Annotated in this window: 18 protein-coding genes and 1 riboswitch; of the genes, 5 read left to right on the top strand and 13 right to left on the bottom strand. The window is 54.4% G+C overall.

All coding sequences use genetic code 11. From position 1 onward, the window contains the following. Entirely contained in the window at positions 1-2,907 is a 2,907-nt protein-coding gene (rapA, locus tag AC3ITF_RS18745) for an RNA polymerase-associated protein RapA (protein WP_115259479.1), read from the bottom strand. 175 nt (positions 2,908-3,082) lie between these two features. After that, positions 3,083-5,434, bottom strand: a complete 2,352-nt coding sequence (gene polB, locus AC3ITF_RS18740) for a DNA polymerase II (RefSeq protein WP_489175920.1) — start codon at positions 5,432-5,434, stop codon at positions 3,083-3,085. 526 nt (positions 5,435-5,960) lie between these two features. Here polB and AC3ITF_RS18735 point away from each other — a divergent pair. After that, on the top strand, positions 5,961-6,347 hold the full coding sequence (locus tag AC3ITF_RS18735) for a DUF4751 family protein (protein ID WP_489175919.1): 387 nt from the start codon (positions 5,961-5,963) through the stop codon (positions 6,345-6,347). Between the two features lie 44 nt (positions 6,348-6,391). Here AC3ITF_RS18735 and araD read toward each other — a convergent pair whose 3' ends face one another. From araD to araB, 3 genes are all read right to left on the bottom strand, one after another. After that, positions 6,392-7,087 carry an L-ribulose-5-phosphate 4-epimerase gene (gene araD, locus AC3ITF_RS18730; protein WP_489175918.1) on the bottom strand — a complete coding sequence of 232 codons (696 nt, stop codon included), beginning with the start codon at positions 7,085-7,087 and terminating at the stop codon, positions 6,392-6,394. Positions 7,088-7,183: 96 nt separating this feature from the next. After that, a complete protein-coding gene (araA, locus tag AC3ITF_RS18725; protein WP_115259476.1) occupies positions 7,184-8,686 on the bottom strand; it encodes an L-arabinose isomerase in 1,503 nt (500 codons plus the stop codon). Positions 8,687-8,696: 10 nt separating this feature from the next. Then, entirely contained in the window at positions 8,697-10,406 is a 1,710-nt protein-coding gene (gene araB / locus AC3ITF_RS18720) for a ribulokinase (protein WP_115259475.1), read from the bottom strand. A 339-nt stretch (positions 10,407-10,745) separates the two neighbouring features. Between araB and araC the strand changes: the two genes are divergently transcribed. Together araC and AC3ITF_RS18710 are read left to right on the top strand one after the other, a co-directional pair. Then, a complete protein-coding gene (gene araC, locus AC3ITF_RS18715; RefSeq protein WP_117342325.1) occupies positions 10,746-11,591 on the top strand; it encodes an arabinose operon transcriptional regulator AraC in 846 nt (281 codons plus the stop codon). A 119-nt stretch (positions 11,592-11,710) separates the two neighbouring features. Further along, positions 11,711-12,478, top strand: a complete 768-nt coding sequence (locus AC3ITF_RS18710; RefSeq protein WP_096758325.1) for a DedA family protein — start codon at positions 11,711-11,713, stop codon at positions 12,476-12,478. 59 nt (positions 12,479-12,537) lie between these two features. On the opposite strand, the gene thiQ is transcribed toward AC3ITF_RS18710, so the two are convergent. From thiQ to sgrR, 4 genes are all read right to left on the bottom strand, one after another. Further along, positions 12,538-13,236, bottom strand: a complete 699-nt coding sequence (thiQ, locus tag AC3ITF_RS18705; RefSeq protein WP_489175917.1) for a thiamine ABC transporter ATP-binding protein ThiQ — start codon at positions 13,234-13,236, stop codon at positions 12,538-12,540. Continuing rightward, positions 13,220-14,830, bottom strand: a complete 1,611-nt coding sequence (gene thiP, locus AC3ITF_RS18700) for a thiamine/thiamine pyrophosphate ABC transporter permease ThiP (protein ID WP_489175916.1) — start codon at positions 14,828-14,830, stop codon at positions 13,220-13,222. The genes thiQ and thiP overlap by 17 nt, the downstream gene beginning before the upstream one ends. Then, complete coding sequence (gene thiB / locus AC3ITF_RS18695; RefSeq protein WP_489175915.1) at positions 14,806-15,789, bottom strand: thiamine ABC transporter substrate binding subunit; 984 nt, start codon at positions 15,787-15,789, stop codon at positions 14,806-14,808. The genes thiP and thiB overlap by 25 nt, the downstream gene beginning before the upstream one ends. 157 nt (positions 15,790-15,946) lie before the next feature. Further along, positions 15,947-16,124, bottom strand: a riboswitch (TPP riboswitch). A 180-nt stretch (positions 16,125-16,304) separates the two neighbouring features. Continuing rightward, the gene (gene sgrR, locus AC3ITF_RS18690; RefSeq protein ID WP_153880705.1) at positions 16,305-17,960 is read right to left on the bottom strand and encodes an HTH-type transcriptional regulator SgrR; all 1,656 of its coding nucleotides are present in this window, start codon (positions 17,958-17,960) and stop codon (positions 16,305-16,307) included. A gap of 99 nt (positions 17,961-18,059) precedes the next feature. On the opposite strand from sgrR, the gene sgrT reads away from it, so the two are divergent. Next, entirely contained in the window at positions 18,060-18,182 is a 123-nt protein-coding gene (gene sgrT, locus AC3ITF_RS18685) for a glucose uptake inhibitor SgrT (protein WP_096758320.1), read from the top strand. 115 nt (positions 18,183-18,297) lie between these two features. Beyond that, positions 18,298-19,476: a sugar efflux transporter gene (locus tag AC3ITF_RS18680; RefSeq protein WP_181218866.1), complete on the top strand. Its 1,179-nt coding sequence runs from the start codon at positions 18,298-18,300 to the stop codon at positions 19,474-19,476. A gap of 107 nt (positions 19,477-19,583) precedes the next feature. On the opposite strand, the gene leuD is transcribed toward AC3ITF_RS18680, so the two are convergent. From leuD to leuA, 4 genes are read right to left on the bottom strand one after another with little or no spacing between them, the layout of a single operon-like run. Beyond that, on the bottom strand, positions 19,584-20,189 hold the full coding sequence (leuD, locus tag AC3ITF_RS18675; protein WP_489175914.1) for a 3-isopropylmalate dehydratase small subunit: 606 nt from the start codon (positions 20,187-20,189) through the stop codon (positions 19,584-19,586). A 10-nt stretch (positions 20,190-20,199) separates the two neighbouring features. After that, the gene (gene leuC / locus AC3ITF_RS18670; RefSeq protein WP_489175912.1) at positions 20,200-21,600 is read right to left on the bottom strand and encodes a 3-isopropylmalate dehydratase large subunit; all 1,401 of its coding nucleotides are present in this window, start codon (positions 21,598-21,600) and stop codon (positions 20,200-20,202) included. A gap of 2 nt (positions 21,601-21,602) precedes the next feature. Continuing rightward, the gene (gene leuB / locus AC3ITF_RS18665) at positions 21,603-22,694 is read right to left on the bottom strand and encodes a 3-isopropylmalate dehydrogenase (RefSeq protein WP_115259468.1); all 1,092 of its coding nucleotides are present in this window, start codon (positions 22,692-22,694) and stop codon (positions 21,603-21,605) included. Continuing rightward, on the bottom strand, positions 22,694-24,265 hold the full coding sequence (gene leuA, locus AC3ITF_RS18660; protein ID WP_117342317.1) for a 2-isopropylmalate synthase: 1,572 nt from the start codon (positions 24,263-24,265) through the stop codon (positions 22,694-22,696). The genes leuB and leuA overlap by 1 nt, the downstream gene beginning before the upstream one ends. Between the last annotated feature and the right edge of the window lie 36 nt (positions 24,266-24,301).

The following is a 24,301-nucleotide window of genomic DNA, read 5'->3' as shown; positions in this document are numbered from 1 at the left end:
TTACTGATGCGTCACGACGATCAGGCGTAAGGCATCCAGACGCCAGCCGGCCTGATCCAGGCTTTCCATCACCTGTTGACGGTTGCTTTCAATCGCGGCAAGTTCGTCATCACGGATGTTCGGGTTAACGGCGCGCAGCGCTTCCAGACGCGACAGTTCTGCAGACAGCTTCTCATCCGCTTCTTTACGTGCGGCGTCGATCAGCGCGCGGGCAGATTGCTCAACCTGCGCTTCACCCAACTGCAGAATCGCATGGACATCTTGCTGCACGGCGTTGACCAGCTTGCTACCGGTATGGCGATTAACGGCACTGAGCTGGCGGTTAAAGGTTTCAAACTCCACCTGAGCGGCGAGGTTGTTACCGTTTTTATCCAGCAACATGCGCACCGGCGTCGGTGGCAGGAAGCGGTTGAGCTGCAGTTGCTTCGGTGCCTGCGCTTCGACCACGTACACCAGTTCAACCAGCAGGGTACCAACCGGCAATGCTTTGTTTTTCAACAGAGATATGGTGCTGCTGCCGGTATCACCAGACAGGATAAGATCCAGACCGTTACGGATCAGCGGATGCTCCCAGGTGATAAACTGGGCGTCTTCACGCGACAGTGCAATATCTCGCTCAAAGGTAATGGTGCAGCCGTCTTCAGGCAACCCCGGAAAATCCGGGACCAGCATATGATCGGACGGCGTCAGCACAATTAAGTTGTCCCCGCGATCGTCCTGATTAATACCGACGATATCAAACAGGTTCATGGCGAAGGCGATCAGACTGGTGTCGTCATCCTGCTCCTCAATGCTCTCAGCCAGCGCCAGCGCTTTTTCGCCGCCGTTGGAGTGAATCTCGAGTAGACGGTCGCGCCCTTGTTCCAGCTGCGCTTTCAGTGCGTCATGCTGTTCACGGCAGGCTTTGATCAGATCATCAAATCCTTCGTTGTTTTCCGGCTCCGCCAGATAACCAATCAGGTTGTTATAGACCGTATCATAAATCGTACGCCCGGTCGGACAGGTATGCTCAAACGCATCCAGACCTTCGTGGTACCAGCGCACCAGCACGGACTGGGCGGTTTTTTCCAGGTACGGGACGTGGATCTGAATATCGTGCGCCTGACCAATACGGTCCAGACGTCCAATACGTTGTTCCAGCAGATCCGGGTTAAACGGCAGGTCAAACATCACCAGGTTGCTGGCGAACTGGAAGTTACGGCCTTCAGAACCGATCTCCGAGCACAGCATCACCTGCGCACCGCTGTCCTCTTCGCTAAACCAGGCGGCAGCACGGTCACGTTCGATGATCGACATACCCTCATGGAATACGGCAGCGCGAATGCCTTCACGCTCGCGCAGCACCTGCTCCAGCTGCAACGCGGTGGTCGCTTTCGCACAGATAACCAGTACTTTCTGCGAACGATGACTGGTCAGGTAGCCCATCAACCATTCAACGCGTGGGTCGAAGTTCCACCAGGTGCCGGTATCGCCTTCGAACTCCTGATAAATCTGCTCCGGATAGAGCATGTCGCGGGCGCGCTCTTCTGCGCTTTTACGTGCGCCCATAATGCCGGAGACTTTGATTGCTGTCTGGTATTGGGTCGGCAGCGGCAGCTTAATAGTATGCAGTTCGCGTTTCGGGAAACCTTTCACCCCATTACGGGTGTTACGGAACAGTACGCGGCTGGTGCCATGGCGGTCCATTAGCATGGAAACCAGCTCCTGGCGCGCGCTCTGGGCATCTTCACGATCGCTGTTAGCAGCTTGCAGCAGCGGCTCGATGTCCTGCTCGCCAATCAGATCGCCGAGCATGTTCAGCTCATTGTTGCTCAGTTTGTTGCCTGCCAGCAGCATGGCGACGGCATCGGCTACCGGACGGTAATTTTTTTGCTCTTCAACAAACTGCTCGAAATCGTGGAAACGGCTTGGGTCCAGCAGGCGTAAACGCGCAAAGTGACTTTCCATACCCAGCTGTTCCGGCGTTGCGGTCAGCAGCAAGATGCCCGGTACGCGCTCGGCCAGTTGTTCGATCGCCATATACTCGCGGCTTGGCGCATCTTCGCTCCACACCAGGTGATGAGCTTCATCGACCACCAACAGGTCCCATTCTGCTTCACACAAATGCTCCAGACGCTGCTTGCTACGACGCGCAAAATCCAGAGAGCAGATGACAAGCTGCTCGGTTTCAAACGGGTTGTAGGCATCGTGCTGCGCTTCGGCATAGCGCTCATCATCAAACAGCGCAAAGCGCAGGTTGAAACGGCGCAGCATTTCGACCAGCCATTGGTGCTGTAACGTCTCAGGGACGATGATCAGCACGCGTTCGGCGGCACCGGACAGCAGTTGCTGATGCAGGATCATCCCGGCTTCAATGGTTTTTCCCAGGCCCACTTCATCTGCCAGCAAAACGCGAGGGGCATGGCGACGACCGACATCATGGGCAATATTAAGCTGGTGGGGGATCAGGCTGGTACGTTGACCGCGCAGACCACTCCACGGCATACGATACTGTTCGCTCTGAAATTTACGCGCACGATAGCGCAGCGCAAAGCGGTCCATACGGTCGATTTGGCCAGCAAACAGACGATCCTGAGGTTTGCTGAACACCAGCTTGCTGTCGAGCAGGACTTCGCGCAGCACGACGCCGGTTTCTTCGGTATCAAGGCGGGTTCCGATATAGGCAAGCAGTCCGTTTTCTTCTTTTACTTCATCGACATGCAATTGCCAGCCTTCATGGCTAGTGATCGTATCACCAGGATTGAACATCACGCGGGTCACAGGGCAGTCACTGCGCGCATACAGACGGTTTTCACCCGTCGATGAGAAAAGTAAGGTGACGGTTCGCGCATCCATGGCGACAACGGTACCAAGTCCCAATTCGCTTTCTGTATCGCTGATCCAGCGTTGACCAAGTGTAAAAGGCATATGTGTTCGGCTCTATATCTTTAATTGCAGGCAATACTCGTCATGTATCGGGTAACCCGAGTTTTCAGAGCATACGACCCCGCTACCAGGCTAGTGAATCAGTGGTAGTGGTGTTAAATGGGTCCAGGAATGGAAAGGGCGCTATGGTACTGGATGGCGACGGTTTCGTCACGCGTCAAAATAACCCCAGTTGCCCTGTGAGTAGTGTAGCAAAGTTATCATCAACAAAGGGAAGAATTCCCTCGGCAACCGGCTGTATCTGGCGCGTAAGATAATGCTCATAATCCAGCGCAGAGAGCTGATAATCCACAGGTTCCGGGCCGTTTATCGTCCAGACATATTTTATGGTGCCACGGTTTTGATACTGCGGCGGACGGCCTCGCTTGACGTTCTGTTCATCGGCAAGCCGCGCGGCGCGAACGTGGGGCGGGACATTACGCTGATATTCGCTTAACGGGCGGCGCAGGCGCTTACGGTAAACCAGCTGATCGTCCAGTTCACCGGCCATCAGGCGGTCGATGGTTTCCCTGACAAAATCCTGATACGGCTCCTGGCGAAAGACCCGCAAATAGAGTTCCTGCTGGAACCGTTGTGCCAGCGGTGTCCAGTCAGTGCGTACGGTTTCCAGTCCTTTGAAGACCATGTGCTGCTGGTCCCCGTCCTGAATGAGTCCGGCGTAGCGCTTCTTGCTGCCCGTATCCGCTCCGCGAATGGTCGGCATCAAAAAGCGGCGAAAATGGGTTTCAAACTCCAGTTCAAGCGCGCTGGTCAGGTTTTGTTGTTGCAGCGACTGCGCCCACCAGGTGTTGACATGATGGACCAACTCCCGACCAATCCTTGCCGCATCCTCTTCCGCGTGTGCGCCTTTGAGCCAGACAAACGTTGAGTCGGTATCGCCATAGATAACGTCATAACCCTGCGCTTCAATCAGCGCTTTGGTCTGGCGCATGATCGCATGCCCGCGCATGGTGATCGACGAGGCCAGTCTGGGATCGAAAAATCGACATGCCGTGGTGCCTAGCACGCCGTAAAAGGCGTTCATAATGATTTTGAGCGCCTGCGAGAGCGGCTTATTTCCCTGGCGTTTTGCTTCGTCACGCCCGTGCCAGATCTGGGTCACTATTTCCGGTAGGCAGTGTTTTTCGCGCGAAAACCAGGCACCAAGGAATCCTTCAGTGCTGTGTTCAGGATCCGGCTGCGCCATACCTTCGATAAGTCCCACCGGATCGATCAGAAAGGTGCGGATGATAGACGGGTACAGGCTTTTGTAATCCAGAACCAGCACCGAGTCGTACAAACCAGGACGCGAGTCCATCACATAGCCGCCGGGGCTGGCATGGGGGGGGACTTCCCCGAGATTTGGCGCAACGTAACCGGCACGGTGCATGCGCGGAAGATAGAGATGACCAAATGCCGCAACCGAGCCACCGTGCCTGTCGACCGGCAGGCCGTTGACCGTTGAGCGCTCCAACAGAAACGGCATGATCTCGGTTTTATGAAAGATGCGCGTGACCAGTTCACAGTCTTTGAGATTATAAGTGGCAAGCGCGGGCTTATCCTGAGCGAATCGGCGGTCAATTTCGTCCATGCGGTCCCAGGGATTATCAATTGATTTCCCTTCGCCCAGTAGCTCCTGCGACACCGTTTCCAGCGAAAACGAGGAAAAGTTCCAGAACGCGGATTTGAGGGCCTCAATGCCGTCAATGATCAGGCGGCCTTTGGCCTGGGCGAAAAAAACGCCGTTTTTGAAACCGTGCTCGCGCCATTCCAGTTCGCTGTTGTCACGGCCAAAACGCAGGGGAATTCGGTAACGCTCGGCATGATTTTGCAGGACACGTAAATCGAACTGCACGACGTTCCAGCCGATGATGACATCAGGATCGTGGTGGGCTATCCACGCGTTGAGCTTTTCCAGCAACTGCGGACGGCTCGCCACATATTCAAGTTCAAAATCAAGCTGTGAGGCATCACCGTTGGCCGGGCCGAGCATATAGACAATACGCTGTCCGCAGCCTTCGAGACCAATGCAGTAAAGCTCGCCGTGCCGCGTGGTTTCGATATCCAGCGATAGCCATTTTAAGGGGGGGCGATAGTCCGGGTTTGGCTTCAGCCGCGCGTTGATCAGCGTGTCATTATACCGATCGCCATCCACCCAAACGGGGGAGGTGATAAAGCGCTCCATCAGATAACGTTCCGGCGGACGCACGTCGGCCTCATAGACTGTGACGCTATTTTCGCGTAGCAGCTTCTCAAGACGCATCAACTGGCGATGGGATCGGCAGTACAGCCCCGAAACGGGCTGGCGATGAAAATCCTGCAGGTTAAGCGGAGCCAGCCGAAAGCCGTTTTCTGCGCGTAATAGTGAAGTAACGCGGGAAACCTGGCTGGTTGGGATGAAGGCAACTGACTCCTGCGGCGCAAGCGTGACCAGCAATGGCCCGTCGTCCGTTGCCAGCCAGAATGAAACCTCTGTCCCCTGTGGGGTATCCCGCCAGTGCCGGGTTAAAATAAAACCTGCCTGCGCCACGCTGCGTACCCATCAAAAAACCCGGCATGATTATAGCCTGTTTTATCTGGTTGTACTGTTTTTTTATACAGCTTATGACGAATTTGATTCATGAATACGAGGATGAAGATTTGGGTGGATGAATTATTTTATTCGTAGGCTTACTTTTTAATTTTTTATTACTTATCTGATTTATATATTGCGAGTTGAATTCAAGTCCATTTCCGGATTTTTGTCGATTTTTAGGAATTGTGCTTATTTAATTATGCAACTAATTTCTCGGAAATGGAAAATTATGTTTTTTCTATTTGTGTTTATTACAGGTTGGTGTAAGAATTTTATTCGAAGTGTTCGGGCTAGTAGGTTAAATATAATATATTTAACTGGGATTCTATTGTTGAATAAAAACGGATTTCAGTTCGATTTCGTCGGGTTATCTCTCTGTGTTATTTGATTTTTATTTTAATATAATTTTATTTCTAGCGCTAACTGGGATACTTCAAATGTTTATTATATTTCATGTAATTAATATGAGAATGGAGTCTTTATGAATATTTTCTCTAAACAGCAACTTAGCGTCAAGTACAGTAACTATATGTTTGTTAATACATTGCTGGCTAACCCTGCTGTAAAGACCGTGAGTAAATTTATTTTATATAAAACATGGAGCGGTCAACTGTGGAATGCTGAAGTTATTGATGATGGCAATGCTTTTTTCCATTGGCAGGGTAGTGATAAAAGCAACGGTCATCGTGATACGGTTATTAATTACGTGGTGAATGGTCAGAAGTGGCAGACTACAATTTCAGATTATGTCTTTTTCCATTGTGTGGAGGGCGATCAAGATAATGGGCATTGTGATACTGTAATTGACTATCTCTGCTCAAATGATTGCGTATATCAAGCTTCCTTTGCTGAATACTTCAGCGAATAATGATACTGGAGCGCGTAGTTTATCTACGCGCTTATAAAAGAAGATTATTGTCCGTAGTAGGCTTTAGCACCGTGCTTACGCAGATAATGCTTGTCCAGCAGCGTTTGCTGCATATCCGGTAGCTGCGGTGCGAGCTGGCGGCAGAAGATCCCCATATAGGCAACCTCTTCCAGCACAATCGCGTTATGAACGGCATCTTCGGCGTTTTTACCCCATGCAAACGGGCCGTGAGAATGTACCAGTACGCCTGGCATTTGTGCCGCATCAATACCTTGTTTTTCAAAGGATTCAACGATCACATTCCCGGTTTCCCACTCGTATTCACCGTTAATTTCTGCATCGGTCATTTTTCGCGTGCAGGGAATAGCGCCGTAGAAATAGTCTGCGTGGGTCGTTCCTGTGGCTGGAATCGACTGACCCGCCTGTGCCCAGATCGTCGCGTGACGTGAATGGGTGTGGACAATACCACCAATGCTCGGGAAAGCCTGATACAGCAGACGGTGAGTGGGCGTATCGGAAGACGGTTTTTTCTGCCCCTCCACCACTTCACCGGTGGCAATACTGACCACTACCATATCGTCCGCGGTCATTACGCTGTAATCAACACCGGAAGGTTTGATCACGAATACGCCATGTTCACGGTCGACGGCGCTGACATTCCCCCAGGTGAGGGTCACCAGGTTGTGCTTTGGCAGCGCCAGATTCGCTTCCAGGACCTGACGTTTAAGAGCTTCTAGCATGTTAACTCCTGAATGCTGGATGGCGTTACGCTTATCCGGCCTACGGTGATTTGTAGGCCGGTAAATGAAATGCCACCGGGCAATCCGTTTCGATAATTAACGTTTGAACCCGTAGTACACTTCGTTCCAGCGCAGCGCGTCCTTAAAGGCCGGCAGGCGGGTATCGTTGTCGATCACCGCGATCTCGATATCGTGCATTTCAGCGAACTGGCGCATGTCATTCAGATCCAGCGCATGGCTGAAGACGGTGTGGTGTGCGCCACCGGCCAGGATCCAGGCTTCAGACGCGGTAGGCAGATCCGGCTGGGCTTTCCACAGCGCGTTCGCCACCGGCAGTTTCGGCAGGTCGTGCGGGGTTTGTACTGTATCAATGCAGTTGACCAGCAGACGATAGCGATCGCCGAGATCGATCAGGCTGGCAACCACGGCCGGGCCGGTTTTGGTGTTGAAGATCAGACGAGCAGGGTCGTCTTTACCGCCAATGCCCAGGTGCTGCACGTCGAGGATCGGTTTTTCTTCTACGGCAATCGACGGGCACACTTCCAGCATGTGCGAGCCGAGCACCAGATCGTTGCCCTTCTCGAAGTGGTAGGTGTAATCCTCCATAAATGAAGTGCCGCCTTGCAGACCGGTTGACATCACCTTCATGATGCGAAGCAGCGCGGCAGTTTTCCAGTCACCTTCGCCTGCAAAGCCGTAGCCCTGCTGCATCAGACGCTGTACGGCCAGACCCGGAAGTTGTTTCAGGCCGTGCAAATCTTCAAACGTGGTGGTAAAGGCATTGAATCCACCCTGTTCGAGGAAACGCTTCATGCCCAGTTCAATACGGGCGGCTTCCAGCACGTTCTGACGCTTGTCACCGTGGATTTGCGTTGCTGCCGTCATGGTGTAGGTGCTTTCATATTCGTCGATCAGCGCGTTGATCTCACCATCGCTAATCGCGTTCACTACCTGTACCAGATCGCCCACGGCCCAGGTGTTCACCGAGAAACCAAATTTGATCTGAGCAGCTACTTTATCGCCGTCAGTGACTGCAACTTCACGCATGTTGTCGCCAAAACGGCATACTTTCAGATGGCGGGTATCCTGTTTGGACACGGCTTGGCGCATCCAGGAACCGATACGCTCGTGCGCTTGCTTATCCTGCCAGTGACCGGTGACCACGGCATGCTGCTGGCGCATACGCGCGCCGATGAAGCCAAACTCACGGCCGCCGTGTGCAGTTTGGTTCAGGTTCATAAAGTCCATATCAATGCTATCCCACGGCAGGGCGGCGTTGAACTGGGTATGGAACTGCATCAGCGGTTTGTTGAGAATGGTCAGGCCGTTGATCCACATTTTGGCCGGTGAGAAGGTATGCAGCCAGACCACCAGGCCCGCACAACGATCGTCATAGTTGGCATCGCGGCAAATAGACGTGATTTCGTCAGGCGATGTTCCCAGCGGTTTTAACACCAGTTTGCAGGGCAGTTTAGCTTCAGTATTCAGTGCGTTAACAACGTGCTCGGCGTGCTGGGTTACCTGACGCAGGGTTTCTGGGCCATACAGGTGCTGGCTACCAATCACAAACCACACTTCATAGTTATCAAAAATCGTCATTGTCGTGTCCTTAATGTGTCAGGGTTGCCAGATCTACCGGGGCTTTGTGCGCCGGTGCGGCAGTCGGAAGGTATTGTTGTTCGGCGCTTACCGCCCACTGCTGGTAGCGGCGATACAGTTGTTCAAAACGTTGAGCCTGCTCCGGGCGAGGGTGCAGTGTGTTTTCCACGGCACTCGCCATTTTTTGCTGGGCGGCGGGGATATCGGCATGCACGTTTGCGGCAACGGCGGCAAAAATTGCCGCACCAAGCGCGCAGCACTGGTCTGAGGCGACAATCTGCAGCGGACGATTAAGGACGTCACAACAGGCCTGCATGATGACCGGGTTTTTACGTGCGATGCCGCCGAGCGCCATCACGTTATTCACTGCGATGCCTTGTTCGGTAAAGCATTCCATAATGGCGCGTGCACCAAACGCCGTTGCGGCAATCAATCCACCAAACAGCGCTGGTGCGTCGGTCGCGAGGTTAAGGTCGGTAATGACCCCTTTCAGACGTTGGTTGGCATTGGGTGTACGACGCCCGTTGAACCAGTCGAGTACTACTGGCAGATGGTCCAGAGACGGATTTTTTGCCCATGCTTCGGTTAGCGCAGGCAGCAGCTGTTTTTGGCTGGCTTTAATCTGCGTTTTGAGTTCCGGGTGCTGCGCAGCAAGCTGCTCCAGCGGCCAGCTCAGCACGCGGCTAAACCAGGCATAGATATCGCCGAAGGCGGATTGACCGGCTTCCAGGCCAATAAAGTGCGGCACCACGCTGCCATCAACCTGGCCGCATATGCCTTTCACTGCGCGCTCGCCGACGCTGGCTTTGTCGGCAATCAGAATATCGCAGGTCGAGGTGCCAATGACTTTCACCAGCGTATTTGGCTGTGCGCCCGCGCCGACAGCGCCCATATGGCAGTCGAATGCACCGCCGGAAATGACCACGCTTTCCGGCAGACCCAGGCGCTGTGCCCATTCCGCACAGAGCGTGCCCACTGGCAGGTCTGCGGTGAAAGTATCGGTAAACATCGGGTATTGCAGATGTTGGTTGATGAGGGGGTCGAGTTCATCAAAGAAACTGGCTGGCGGCAGGCCACCCCAGCTTTCATGCCACAGGGATTTGTGACCGGCGCTGCAGCGTCCGCGACGAATATCCTGTGGGCGCGTGGTGTCAGAGAGCAGGGCGGGGATCCAGTCGCACAGCTCAATCCAGGACACGGCAGCCTGCGCGACTGCGTTGTCCTGGCGGGTAACGTGCAGGATTTTTGCCCAGAACCATTCACTGGAATAAATGCCGCCGATATAGCGGGAATAATCGACCTTGCCCGGCGTATGACACAGGCGGGTGATTTCTTCGGCTTCTTCGACTGACGTGTGGTCTTTCCACAGGACGAACATCGCGTTCGGGTTCTCGGCGAACTCTTCTCTGAGTGCGAGGACGTTGCCGTTGGCATCAATAGGCGCAGGGGTTGAACCGGTGCTGTCAACGCCAATCCCGACCACTGCCGCACGCTGTTCTGCGCTCAGTTCGCCGAGGACCGTTTTCAGTGCGGCTTCCATGGATTCAATGTAGTCACGCGGGTGATGGCGAAACTGGTTGTTTGGGCCATCGCAATATTGCCCTTCCTGCCAACGTGGGTACCACTCTACGCTGGTGGCAATCTCCTCGCCGGTGGCACATTCCACCGCCAAAGCGCGTACTGAATCACTTCCAAAATCGAGGCCAATTGCAATCGCCATCGTCTTACTCCATCCAAAAATACGGGTATGGATAAACAGTAGATAATGGGGGTGAAAACCGTCAGGCAGGATCCGCTAATCTTATGGACTAAAATGCTGTGGCATCACAAAGTGTGACGCTGTGCAAATATTCAATGTGGACATTTCTGCCGTAGTTATAGACACTTTTGTTAGCCGTTTTTATCGTTGGCGCAGGACATGTTTTTTACAAAATGCTTTTCGCATGCGGGGTTGATGGTCCATCACTGAAACCATAACGGTCTACAGGGGCGACGGTGACGATATCTTGCATAATATGGACGATTTGTTTCTTATCAGAACACCGGGAGTATTGAATTTATGGCTGAACCGCAAAACGATCCCCTGTTGCCGGGCTACTCGTTTAACGCGCATTTAGTGGCGGGATTAACCCCTATTGAGGCGAACGGGTACCTGGATTTTTTTATCGACAGACCGCTGGGAATGAAGGGCTATATCTTGAACCTGACCATTCGCGGGGAAGGGGTCATCAACAATCAAGGTAAGCAGTTTGTTTGCCGACCGGGTGATATTTTGCTGTTTCCGCCGGGTGAAGTTCACCATTACGGCCGCCATCCCGATGCCAGTGAATGGTACCACCAGTGGGTCTACTTTCGACCTCGCGCCTACTGGCAGGAGTGGCTTACCTGGCCGGCGATTTTTGCACAGACGGGTTTTTTCCGCCCGGATGAAGCGCATCAGCCACACTTCAACGAACTGTTTGGCCAGATAATCAGCGCCGGGCAGCGGGAGGGTCGTTACTCTGAGCTGTTGGCGATCAATTTGCTGGAACAACTGCTGCTCAGACGTATGGAAGCAATTAATGAATCGCTGCATCCCCCCATGGATAACCGCGTGCGTGATGCCTGTCAGTACATCAGCGATCACCTGGCGGACAGCAATTTTGATATTGCCAGCGTCGCGCAGCATGTCTGCCTGTCGCCGTCTCGTTTGTCGCACCTGTTCCGCCAGCAGCTCGGCATCAGCGTACTCAGCTGGCGTGAGGATCAGCGAATCAGCCAGGCGAAGCTCCTGTTGAGCACCACGCGCATGCCGATCGCCACCGTCGGGCGCAACGTCGGGTTTGACGATCAGCTCTATTTCTCCCGCGTTTTCAAAAAATGTACCGGCGCCAGCCCGAGCGAGTTTCGCGCTGGCTGTGAATAAAAAGTGAATGATGTGTCCGAAAAGTTGTCATATCTCGCAAACTATTCATACGAATGATGGCTTGACGAAGTTGAGAAGGGTTATCAGAATCCTTGCTTCGTAAATCTGACGGACACATTATGCAAGCATTGCTGGAACATTTTATTCTCCAGTCCGCCGTATACTCTTTGATAGCCGTACTGCTGGTGGCTTTTCTGGAGTCGCTGGCGCTGGTGGGCTTAATTTTACCCGGTACCGTGCTGATGGCCGGACTGGGTGCGCTGATTGGTAGCGGTGAACTGAACTTCTGGCATGCCTGGCTTGCGGGCATTGTCGGCTGCCTGATGGGTGACTGGATCTCCTTCTGGCTGGGCTGGCGTTTTAAAAAGCCGCTGCATCGCTGGTCTTTTATGAAAAAGAACAAGGCGTTACTGGATAAAACTGAACATGCGCTTCATCAGCACAGCATGTTTACTATTCTGGTAGGTCGTTTTGTTGGTCCGACGCGTCCGCTGGTGCCAATGGTGGCGGGGATGCTTGATCTGCCTGTCGCCAAATTTATTGTGCCTAATATCATTGGCTGCGTACTGTGGCCGCCGTTTTATTTTCTGCCGGGTATCCTGGCGGGCGCGGCAATTGATATTCCCTCAGATGTACAGAGCGGCGATTTCAAATGGCTATTGCTGGCGACCGCACTATTGCTGTGGGTCGGGGGATGGCTGTGCTGGCGGCTATGGCGTAGCGGCAAAGCGGCTGTTGATCGCTTAACCGTTTATTTGCCGCGAGGTCGACTGCTGTATCTGGCGCCGCTTGTTCTCGGGATCGGCGTGGTGGCGCTGGTCGCACTGATCCGCCATCCGCTGATGCCGGTGTATATCGATATCCTGCGCAAAGTGGTGGGCTATTAGGGCTTATTTTGCCGGATGGCGCTGGCGCTAATCCGGCCTACGGGCCGCAAATTGCGCCACTATGCTTTAATACCCAACAGCGACGAGGCGCTGGCGTGACCGCTCAACAGCTCATCTGTTTTACCTTGCCACGCAATGCGCCCGTCGGCGACTACGATTGAACGTGGCGCAATGCGCGCGGCGTCTTCTACGCTGTGGGACACCATCAGCAGCGTCAGCTGCTTCTCACGACACACGTCGGCCACCAGTGTGAGCATCTCCTGACGCAGGGCGGGGTCGAGTGCGGAGAACGGTTCATCAAGCAGCAACACGGGCTGTTCCCGCACCAGGCAGCGCGCCAGGGCTACACGCTGGCGTTGCCCGCCAGAAAGCTCGCCAGGAAGCCTTTCCAGCAACATGTCGAGTCCCATTTGTTGAGCAATGTGGCGCATTTTCTCCTGCTGCTGCGCGTTCAGTTTCAACCCAGGGTTAAGGCCGAGGGCGATATTCTGTTGCACACTCAGGTGGCTGAACAGATTGTTTTCCTGAAACAGCATGGAGACAGGGCGGCGAGAAGGCGGCGTGCGGGTATGATCCTCACCGCCTATCATCATTGTACCGCTGGCCGGAGCCAGAAAACCGGCAATCAGGTTTAATAGCGTACTTTTCCCGGCGCCGCTGGGTCCCAGCACGGCGATCTGTTCACCGCGCGCGACCGACAGCGTAAAGCGCATGGGTAAATGGTGATACAGCCATGTGATATCAATCAGTTTTAACATGTCGACCCGGTAATTTCTCAATAACAGTAAACAGCGTAAAGCACAGGATCAGCAGCAATAATGCGGTGACTGCACCATCCTGACTGCGATAGGAGCCAATCTGCTGATAGAGGTAAAACGGTAACGTGCGGAAGTCCTCGTTGCCAAACAGGGCTACCACGCCAAAATCGCCAATCGACAGGACGCAGGCGAAGGCCATGGCTTGCGCCAGCGGGCGTTTCAACGCACGCAGCTCAACCACTTTCAACCGCGACCATCCTTCAATGCCTAAAGACTGGCACAACATGCCGTAGCGCGCCGTTACGTCACGCATCGGGTTTTCCAGCACTTTCAGCGCATAAGGGATGGCCATTAGTGCATTGGTAAAAATCACAATGCCGTCGGCAGAGTCAGGCAGGCCAATACTGTTATTGAGCAGCAGGAAGAACCCGGTTGCCAGCACGATGCCCGGCATTGCGAGGATCAGCATGCCGCTCAGTTCCAGCGCCTGACCGGCTAAAACTTGCTGCCGTGCCCGCAGCTCGCGGCTGCTCCACAACAGCATCATGGTGAGAATGACGCACAGCAGGCCTGCCGCCAGCGCAATACGCAGCGAAGTCCACAGGGCTTGCCACAATACAGGCTGCGCGAGAACGTCCAGAATATGACGGTTAACACCATCGACAATCACCGCCAGCAGCGGCGGGAGTAACAGCAGCAGCGCCAGAATAATCAGCAGGGTGTCGGTCACTCGGCTGTGCAGGCGGTCGTCGGGATCGCGCCAGCCTTGTACCAGCGTGGTGCCGGGGGCTATCGCTCGACTCATGCGCTGGCTGAGCAGCACCAGTCCTAAGCAGCAAATCATCTGGATCAGTGCCAGCATGGCGGCGCGGGCGGGATCGTAGTCGAAGCTCAGCGCCTGATAGATAGCCAGCTCGATGGTGGTCGCCTGCGGCCCGCCGCCGAGCGACAGCACGGTAGCAAAACTGGCGAAGCACAGCATAAAGATGAGCGCCGCTACCGGAGGGATCTGGCGGCGTAGCCACGGCCATTCAACGAAGCGGAAGAAATGCCAGCCGCGCATACCTAGCTGCGCGGCGAGCTGCCGCTGTTCGCCGGGAATATTCTCCAGCGACTGCAGCAGTAAACGGCTGGCCATCGGCAGGTTGAAAAAGACGTGTGCCAGCAGAATGCCCTGCAGACCGTACGGTGAAAACGTCCACTCCAGGCCGAGAGCCTGCCAAAGTGAGGCCAGCCAGCCCTGACGACCGTAGACGCTAAGGATGCCAAAGACGGCGACCAGCACCGGCAGGATCAGCGTCATTGCGCACAGGCGCAGCAGCGCTATACGCCCAGGGAAACGGCGACGATAAAGCGCCCGGGCGAGGAAGATTGCCGGGATCACCGACAACGCAGCGGATAAAAATGCCTGCCAGAAGGAAAAACGCACCACGTGCCACAGGTAGCTGTCCTGCCACAGCGTGAGCCAGTCTCCCTGAGGGGCGTTCAGCCACAGCGCCAGAAACGCCGCCAGGGCGACGGCCACTATCAACGTAGCGGCCGAAAGCCCTGGGAGCAGCCAGCCGGGAATTAACGGCTGACGGCGCGTTGCCATGCGTTAATCCATGTCTGACGTTGAGTTGCTACCTGTTGTGGGGTGAATTCCAGCGCGGTGGACGGTTTTTCCAGTTGTGCAATGCCAGGAGGAAGCGTGACCTGGGTTACCGGATACATCCAGTTGCCGGTGGGGATTGCGTTCTGGAACGCCGGAGAAACCATAAATGTCAGGAATTTTTCCGCCAGTTCGGGTTGTTTGCTGGCGGCGGTACGTGCGGCGACCTCCACCTGCAAATAGTGTCCCTCGCTAAAATTGGCGGCGGCGTAGTTATCTTTCTTCTCTTCGATGATGTGATACGCCGGAGAGGTGGTATAGCTCAGCACCAGATCGCTTTCACCTTTCAGGAACAGACCGTAGGCTTCACTCCAGCCCTTGGTGACGGTGACGGTTTTAGCCGCCAGTTTCTGCCAGGCTTCCGGCGCTTTATCGCCGTACACTTTCTGCATCCACAGCAGCAGTCCCAGACCCGGCGTGCTGGTGCGTGGGTCCTGATAAATTACGCGCCATTTCTGGTCGCTTTCGACCAGTTCTTTCAGGCTCTTCGGTGGGTTTTTCAGCTTGTTTTTGTCATACACAAAGGCGAAATAACCGTAATCAAACGGTACAAAGGTGTCGTTTTTCCAGCCGCCAGGGACGTTGATGGCATCGCTCGCCACGCCGCTTTTGGCAAACAGTTTGGTCTGCATTGCCGCGTCGAGCAGGTTGTTATCCAGTCCGAGCACGACGTCGGCTTTACTGTTTTTTCCTTCCATGCGCAGGCGATTAAGCAGCGAGACGCCATCTTCCAGCGCCACCAGCTTTAGTTCGCAGTTGCAGTCGGCTTCAAAGGCTTTTTTGATGGTTGGGCTGGGGCCCCAGTCGGCGGCGAACGAGTCGTAGGTATAGACGGTCAGAACGGGTTTGGCGAAGGCAGGCGCTGCGCACAGCAGTAAAAGCGGAAGACATTTTTTAAACACTTTGCACCTCATAAAGTAAAACTCTAAATAATTCGAGTTGCAGGAAGGCGGCGACGTAGCGCATCCCCGGGAGCGTACAGGTAGTACGTGACTGGGGTGAGCGAGGAAAGCCAACGCATCTACAGCTTGAAGTATGACGAGTTAGGTGGCAAAGGACTTGAGCTACAGCCTCAAATCCCTTCGCCGGCATTATCCGGATCAGGTTCGACGGGTATCTCTCAGCCTCATACACTTCATCCTTCACGCTGCCTCTGCGTTGGCTGCGTTTGCTTGCCGCCTTGATGCATCATGAATGATGTTGTGTATGTTTTTTATTGGCACCCCGTTGAGAACGGCGTTAGTGTAATGATTTTGTTGCTATGCGGCAATCAAGAGCCTTGTCCATTAGGCTATCTTGTTTGCCAGTTTGAACCTGGGCAGTGCTCAAAATCCTCACGTACTACGTGTACGCTCCGGTTTTTCCGCGCTGTCCGTGTTCAAACTGTCTTCACCGATTACTCCTACTGAACAAGGCGTTAAGGATCCGGTGGTGCAAACCATGCTGATTTAAAATCAAACCAGCCAAGCGTATTCATGCGTAATCCGCGCATACTGCGCTGCCCCTGAATGATCAGCCAGTGATGGATCAGCGGTACAATGGCTTTACTGGCAAGCAGTTGCTGACACCATGCTGCGAGGCTCATCTCGCCGGTGCGCCAGCGGGCGGCGTCGCTTTCCCAGTCCAGAGAAAGACAGTTTTGCAGCAGCGGGACTTCGCACAAATGGGCGAACAGCGAGAAGTCCAGCGGTAAGGTAAAGTTGGCGCTGTTGAGCCAGATATCGCTGACGGTCTCGCCTGCGTGCCATTGATCGTAGTCGATCTCCTGAATATTCAGCTGTACCTGATGCTCCGCCAGCAATGTTTTCATGATCTGCGCAATCACCCGATGCTCGATATGATCGCGATAGTAGGTGAGCGTCAGTGTTTCCAGTCCCGCCGGTTTTTCACCGAGTCCTGGCCTGGCATGATGCCAGCGAGGCAGTAATCCGTACGCGGGAAACCAGTGTCGTTGATACTGCTCGTCAGCCTGAAAAATTAAATTCGTCGGCGAGAGTATGCGGCTTACCCATTCGCGCACCTCCTGATTGGCTCCGCGATGGGCGCGGGAATCAAACAGCATGTAATAACACCCTTCCTCCAGCCGGCTTTCGATAGCCTTTTCATCTTCCGTCGGGCCTTTGAGCGTGAGTCCGCCGCCGGGCTCTTCGGCGATGTCCGGTAACACCCACACGTTCACTTCGTCAATCAGCGCCCGGTAACCAAAGTAATCATCAAAAGCGTGAATTTTTAGCTGGTTACTCGTATTGCGGACGACCGCATAGGGACCGGTGCCAATTGGGTGGCTGGAAAAGTTATTCAGCGTTTCCCATTCGCGCGGCAGGATCATGGCGGGGACCTGTCCCAGTAGCCACGGCAACCAGCGATCAGGTTGCGCCAGATGGATATCCAGCGTCCAGGCCGTGGGAGAGGCAATTTGCGTAATGTGCGAGTACAGCGGCAGGCTGTTGATCCGCCTCAGTGAGGCGATCACATCCTCCATTTCCAGCTCGCGACCATGATGAAAATGGATCCCAGGACGCAGGAAAAACCGCCAGTGCAGCGGCGAAATTTGTTGCCAGTGGTGGGCAATGTCGGCTTCCAGTTCCCCATTTTCCTCATTTACGCGGGTTAAGGCGCTGAAGATTTGCCTGGCGATATGGGTTTCGGAACGGCGCAGCGCCGTACCGGGGAGCAGATTGCGCATCGGGCGATAGTAAAGGACGCGCATGATGTGCCGCCCCTGGCGAAAGCTGCGGCCCAGATGAGAAACCAGCATTTGTCGCACGGCTGTTTTATCGCCGACCAGTTGCACCAGTTGATCAATGCGATCCTGTTCCAGCAGGTCTTCCGCCCGCTGCTGCTGGAGCGCCAGCCCGGTGTAGAGAAAGGTCAGGCGTGAACGTTTGCCGCGACCGACCTCGGCTTCCCACGTTAGCCAGCCGCGTTCCTGCATGGTGTTGAGCAGGGTGCGCATATGGCGGCGCGAGCAACTGAGTAACTCTGCCAACTCGTTCAGCGTGGTGTCTTGCGTTTTGCCGTCGCAGCATTGCCACAGGCGGATAAACTGTTGTTGCAAACGACCAGAAGACATAAAAGGGGAACTCCCACGGAAAACTCAGCAATTTTATTATCCCCATATTAAGCCAATAATGAATTCCGATGAAGCGATGAGACAACGAAGGGGTCATCTATGCGTCAGTTCTATTTAAAGTACTTTACCTCGACAGCGCGTTTGTCCTGGTTGGCTTGCCTGAGTGCGCCGCAGCGCTTAAAGATGCTCGATGAACTGATGCAGTGGGAGTTGCAAGACTGACCTCTGAATTGGGAATTGCAGACATCATGTGTGACTGAGTATTGGTGTTAATCGCCGCGCCAGCAGGTATTATCTGCTGGCTTTTTTCGTTTCCGCTGCGCTTAAAAGGAAAGATATGCTCTGGATTATGACCATGGGACGGCGCCTTAACGGCGTGTATGCGGCGTTTATGCTGGTTGCCTTTATGATGGGCGTAGCGGGCGCGTTACAGGCACCCACGCTGAGCCTGTTTCTGAGTCGCGAGGTGGGGGCACAGCCATTTTGGGTTGGGCTGTTTTACACCGTCAATGCGATCGCAGGGATCGCGGTCAGCCTTGGTTTGGCGAAACGATCCGACAGTCGGGGCGATCGGCGTAAGCTGATCATGTTCTGCTGTCTGATGGCGATTGGCAATGCGTTGCTGTTTGCCTTTAACCGCCACTATTTAACGCTGATCACCTGCGGGGTGCTGCTGGCTTCGCTGGCAAATACCGCCATGCCGCAGCTGTTTGCGCTGGCGCGGGAGTATGCCGATAACTCGGCGCGAGAAGTGGTGATGTTCAGCTCGGTGATGCGTGCGCAGCTTTCGCTGGCGTGGGTGATTGGGCCGCCGCTGGCGTTTATGCTGGCGTTAAATTACGGCTTCACGATGATGTTTTCGATTGCTGCCGGGATATTTGCCGTTAGCCTGGTGCTGATCGCGCTGATACTGCCGTCGGTGGCGCGGGTCGAGCAGCCTGTCGATGTCCCGCTTGAGCAGACCGGCGGCTGGCAGGACAAAAATGTGCGCATGTTGTTTATTGCCTCCACGCTGATGTGGACCTGCAACACCATGTACATTATCGATATGCCGCTGTGGATTAGCCTTGAACTGGGACTACCGGACAAACTGGCCGGGATCCTGATGGGCACCGCCGCCGGGTTGGAAATTCCGGCAATGATTCTGGCGGGTTACTACGTGAAGCGTTTTGGTAAGCGGCGGATGATGATAACCGCTGTGGCGGCAGGCGTGCTGTTTTACCTTGGGCTTATCTTCTTCCATAGCCATACGGCGCTACTGGTCCTGCAGCTGTTTAATGCGGTATTCATCGGGATTGTTGCCGGAATAGGCATGCTGTGGTTTCAGGATCTGATGCCGGGCAGGGCGGGTTCAGCTACCACCTTGTTTACCAACAGTATCTCCACGGGGGTGATTCTGGCGGGGGTAATTCAGGGGGCGGTGGCGCAAAGTTATGGGCATTATGCCGTCTACTGGGTGATTGCGGGAATTTCGGTGGTTACCCTGGTGATGACCGGGCGAGTGAAGGATGTGTAGTGGGTGTGCCGGATACGCTGCGCTTATCCGGCCTACAAATCTTTCCGTAGGCCGGATAAGACGCTTTTGCGTCGTCATCCGGCATGCTTATCCGGCAACAACAAGCACTAGCGCATAAACGCGGGCTGTTTGTTCTCGTAAGACGAGATCGCGTCTTCGTGTTGCAACGTCAGACCAATACTGTCGAGACCGTTCAGCATGCAGTGGCGGCGGAAGGTGTCGATTTCAAACGGATACGCTGTATCGCCAGCCTTCACCACCTGTGCCTGCAGATCCACCTCAAAACGAATCCCCGGATTGGCCTGTACCAACGTGAACAGGTCATCCACTTCGTCGTCGCTTAATTTCACCGGCAGCAGTTGGTTATTAAAACTGTTGCCGTAGAAAATGTCAGCGAAGCTTGGGGCGATCACCACTTTGAAACCGTAATCGGTCAGCGCCCACGGCGCATGTTCGCGCGAGGATCCGCAGCCAAAGTTTTCTCGCGCGAGCAGAATCGACGCGCCTTGATATTCCGGGAAGTTCAGTACGAATTCCGGATTAGGCTGCTGACCATTCTCATCGAGAAAGCGCCAGTCGTTAAACAGGTGCGCACCAAAACCGGTACGCGTCACCTTCTGCAAAAACTGTTTGGGAATGATTGCATCCGTATCGACGTTGGCGGCATCCAGGGGGACAACCAGGCCGGTATGCTGGGTAAATTTCTCTGCCATGGTAGTTTCCTTATTTGATGCGGCGAATGTCGGCAAAATGACCGGTAACGGCGGCCGCGGCGGCCATGGCCGGGCTGACTAAGTGCGTACGCCCTCCGCGGCCCTGACGACCTTCAAAGTTACGGTTGCTGGTGGAAGCACAGCGTTCGCCCGGATTCAGACGATCGTTGTTCATCGCCAGGCACATTGAGCAACCCGGTAAGCGCCATTCAAAACCGGCTTCAATGAAAATCTTATCCAGACCTTCTGCTTCAGCCTGGGCTTTAACCGGACCTGAACCCGGTACCACCAGTGCCTGCACGCCCGGCGCGACCTTGCGGCCTTTGGCGATTTCAGCTGCGGCACGTAAATCTTCAATACGCGAGTTGGTGCAAGAGCCGATAAACACTTTATCAATAGCCACTTCCGTCAACGGAATGCCCGGCTTCAGCCCCATATAGGCCAGCGCTTTTTCCGCTGATGCGCGTTCAACCGGATCGCTAAACGACGCGGGGTCGGGAATGTTATCGTTTACGGAGATTACCTGGCCTGGGTTAGTACCCCAGGTGACCTGCGGAGCAATCTCTTCTGCCTGCAGGGTGACGGTGGTATCAAACGTCGCTCCGTCGTCGGTTTTCAGCGTTTTCCACCAGGCGACGGCATCGGTAAAATCCTGACCTTTAGGGGCATGCAAACGTCCCTGTACATAGTTGAAGGTGGTTTCATCCGGAGCGACCAGACCCGCTTTGGCCCCCATTTCGATTGCCATGTTACACAGGGTCATACGACCTTCCATGCTCAGGGCGCGGATGGCATCGCCGCAAAACTCAACCACGTGCCCGGTACCGCCTGCGCTACCGGTTTTACCGATAATCGCCAGCACGATATCTTTGGCAGTAATTCCTGTTGCTGCCGTGCCATTAACTTCGATCTTCATGGTTTTGGCGCGCCCTTGCTTCAGGGTTTGCGTGGCCAGCACGTGTTCGACTTCGGAGGTCCCGATACCAAACGCCAGCGCGCCGAACGCACCGTGTGTGGCGGTGTGGGAGTCACCGCAGACGATGGTCATACCCGGTAAGGTCACACCTTGCTCGGGTCCCATCACGTGGACGATACCCTGAAAAGGGTGGTTCAGATCGTACAGTTCGACGCCGAACTCATTGCAGTTTTTGATCAGCTCCTGCATCTGGATGCGCGCCATTTCACCGGAGGCGTTAATGTCTTTGGTTTGCGTCGAGACGTTATGATCCATGGTGGCGAAGGTTTTACCCGGCTGGCGAACCGGACGGTTATGCGCCCGCAGGCCGTCGAATGCCTGCGGTGAGGTCACTTCGTGCACCAGATGGCGGTCGATATACAGCAGCGGCGTTTCGTCCTGCGCTTCATACACGACGTGCGCATCGAACAACTTTTCATACAACGTTTTAGCCATGATTACACCCCTTCTGCGACGTAGCGAGCAATGATATCGCCCATCTCATCGGTACTGACTGCTGCTGTGCCACGGGCTAAATCACCGGTGCGAATACCTTCTGCTAATGCGCGGTTAACGGCGCTTTCAATGGCTGCTGCTGCATCATTGGCGTCCAGGCTGTAGCGCAGCAACAGCGCCAGTGACAAAATCTGGGCAATCGGGTTGGCAATGTTTTTACCGGCGATATCCGGTGCTGAGCCGCCGGCGGGCTCGTACAGGCCAAAGTCCTGCTCATTCAGGCTGGCAGACGGCAGCATGCCCATGGAGCCGGTGATCATCGCGCATTCATCGGACAGGATGTCACCAAACAGGTTGGAGCACAGCAGCACGTCAAACTGAGACGGATCTTTAATCAACTGCATGGTGGCGTTGTCGATATACATATGCGTCAGGACAACGTCCGGGTATTCATTGGCTATTTCATTGACCACTTCACGCCACAGAATCGAGGTTTGCAGCACGTTGGCTTTATCAATCGACGTCACTTTACAGCGACGCTTGCGGGCAGATTCAAATGCAATGCGCGCAATACGTTCGATCTCGAAACGGTGATAGACCTCGGTATCAAAGGCTTTTTCATGTTGACCGCTACCTTCACGGCCTTTTGGCTGACCGAAGTAGATCCCACCCGTCAGTTCGCGTACGCACAGGATGTCGAAACCGTTGGCGGCAATATCGGCGCGCAGCGGGCAAAAATCTTCCAGCCCCTGGTACAGCTTAGCCGGGCGCAGGTTGCTGAATAATTTGAAGTGTTTACGCAACGGCAACAGGGCACCACGCTCCGGCTGCTGGTTTGGCGGCAGATTTTCCCATTTCGGGCCGCCCACGGAGCCAAACAGAATGGCATCGGCCTGCTCACAGCCGTCAACCGTTGCGGGTGGCAGCGGCTGACCGTGATTGTCGATGGCAACGCCGCCCACGTCATAGTGGCTGGTGGTAATGCGCATAGCGAAACGGGTGCGAATCGCGTCCAGTACTTTCAGAGCCTGCGCCATCACTTCCGGGCCAATACCGTCACCCGGCAAAACAGCAATATGATAATTCTTCGACATCACACGGTTTCCTTGTTGTTCTCGTTGTTTTGAGCTTTGCGTTGCAATTCTTTTTCGACTTCTTCGGCGCGCCAGATGTTATTCAGTACATGCACCATGGCTTTCGCGGAGGACTCGACAATATCCGTTGCCAGGCCTACGCCGTGGAAGCGACGGCCGTTAAAGTTGGCGACGATATCTACCTGACCCAGCGCATCTTTACCGTGGCCTTTTGCGGTCAGGCTGTATTTCACCAGTTCGATGTCGTAGTCGGTAATACGGTTGATGGCCTGATAAATAGCATCGACCGGGCCGTTACCGTTGGCGGCTTCGGCTTTCACATTCTCGCCACAGGCCAGCTTGACGGAGGCGGTGGCAATATCATTGGAGCCAGACTGCACGCTGAAGTAATCCAGGCGGAAATGTTCGGGTTCTTCTTGCTGTTTGTTAATAAAGGCCAGCGCTTCCAGGTCGTAATCAAATACCTGACCTTTTTTATCCGCCAGCTTCAGGAAGGCGTCGTACAGGTTGTCCAGACTGTATTCACTCTCTTTATAGCCCATCTCATCCATACGGTGTTTGACCGCAGCACGTCCGGAACGGGACGTCAGGTTCAGTTGCACCTGGTTCAGACCGATGGACTCCGGGGTCATAATTTCGTAGTTTTCACGGTTTTTCAGTACGCCGTCCTGATGAATACCGGAGGAGTGGGCAAAGGCGCCGCTACCGACAATCGCTTTGTTGGCCGGAATCGGCATATTGCAGATTTGGCTGACTAACTGGCTGGTACGCCAGATTTCCTGATGATTAATGCGGGTCTGTACGTTCAGAATATCTTTGCGGACTTTGATCGCCATGATCACTTCTTCCAGCGAGCAGTTACCGGCGCGTTCACCGATCCCGTTCATCGCCCCTTCGACCTGACGCGCACCGGCATGAACAGCGGCCAGCGCGTTACCGACGCCCAGACCTAAATCGTCGTGGGTGTGCACGGAAATGATCGCTTTGTCGATATTCGGCACTCGTTCATACAGGCCGGAAATGATTGCGCCAAATTCGAAGGGCATGGTGTACCCGACGGTATCGGGGATATTAATGGTTTTGGCACCGGCATTAATCGCCGCTTCTACCACGCGAGCCAGATCGGCAATAGGGGTACGGCCGGCGTCTTCGCATGAGAATTCCACGTCATCCGTGTAATTACGCGCACGCTTAACCATATAGACAGCCCGCTCGATAACCTCATCCAGCGTACTACGTAATTTGGTGGCGATATGCATCGGCGAGGTGGCGATAAACGTATGAATGCGGAAAGCCTCAGCCACCTTCAGGGATTCAGCGGCCACATCGATATCTTTTTCCACACAGCGGGCTAAGGCGCAGACGCGGCTGTTTTTAACCTGTCGGGCAATGGTCTGTACCGACTCAAAATCACCTGGCGAAGACACAGGGAAACCGACTTCCATCACGTCAACGCCCATACGCTCGAGAGCCAGAGCAATCTGCAGTTTTTCTTTCACACTCAGGCTTGCCTGTAACGCCTGTTCACCATCGCGTAAGGTGGTATCGAAAATAATGACTTGCTGGCTCATGGTTTAGGTCCTTTGTCTTTTTTGGCGCCTTGCTTC

Source organism: Citrobacter sp. KH_055_1, from assembly GCF_057838705.1.
Note: the sequence above shows the minus strand (reverse complement) of the source record. Positions and strands in the feature narration are given on the sequence as shown.